General features: G+C 77.3%; 1 protein-coding gene. It reads right to left on the bottom strand.

What is annotated here, in order from left to right:
- Positions 1-772 (bottom strand): methyl-accepting chemotaxis protein (locus HMPREF0731_RS22190; RefSeq protein ID WP_007006510.1); only part of this gene is annotated, 772 nt, incomplete at both ends.

The raw sequence follows: 772 nt of genomic DNA, 5'->3' as shown, positions 1-772 counted from the left end.
CGGCGGCGCGGCCGGTGCGGCCGGCATCCTCGCTGACCCCGGAGGCGTGGCGCGAGGCTTCCTGCGTGCCGCTCGCCGCCTCGGCCACGGCGCGGCCGATCTCCTGCGTCGCCTCGGCCTGCTGCTGCGCCGCCTGGGCCACCGCGCCGGTCGCCTCGTTCAGCTCGCGGATCATGCGGGCGATGGCGCCGATGGCCTGCACCGTGCGCCCGGTCTCGGCCTGCATGGCGGCGATCTGCTGGCTGATCTCCTCGGTCGCGCGCGCCGTCTGGCTGGCCAGGTTCTTCACCTCGCCCGCCACCACGGCGAAGCCCTTGCCGGCCTCGCCGGCACGCGCCGCCTCGATCGTGGCGTTCAGCGCCAGCAGGTTGGTCTGGCTGGCGATCGAGGTGATCAGCTGCACCACATCGCCGATCCGCCCCGCCGCCTCAGCGAGGCCGCGCACCGTGCCCTCGGTCTGGCCGGCGGCCTCGGTCGCGGCATGGGCGCGGGCGGCGCCCTCGCGCACCTGGCGCGCCACCTCGGCGATGCTGGCGGAGAGTTCCTCGGCCGCCGCCGCCACGGTCTGCACATTGCCGCTGGCCTGGGCGGAGGCGCGCGCCACCGCCTGGGCGCGGCCATTGCCGCTGGCGGCGATCTCCACCATCGAGCCGGCCGTCGCATCCATCTGCGTGGCCGCGGCGGCGACGGCGCGCAGCGCGCCGGCCGCCTCCTCCTCGAAGCCGCGCAGCAGCGCGTCGACGCGCGCCGCGCGCTCCAGCTGGGCCCGCTG

The sequence above is a fragment of the Pseudoroseomonas cervicalis ATCC 49957 genome (assembly GCF_000164635.1).
GTDB lineage: Bacteria > Pseudomonadota > Alphaproteobacteria > Acetobacterales > Acetobacteraceae > Pseudoroseomonas > Pseudoroseomonas cervicalis.
This window is presented reverse-complemented; position numbering and strand designations above follow the sequence as displayed.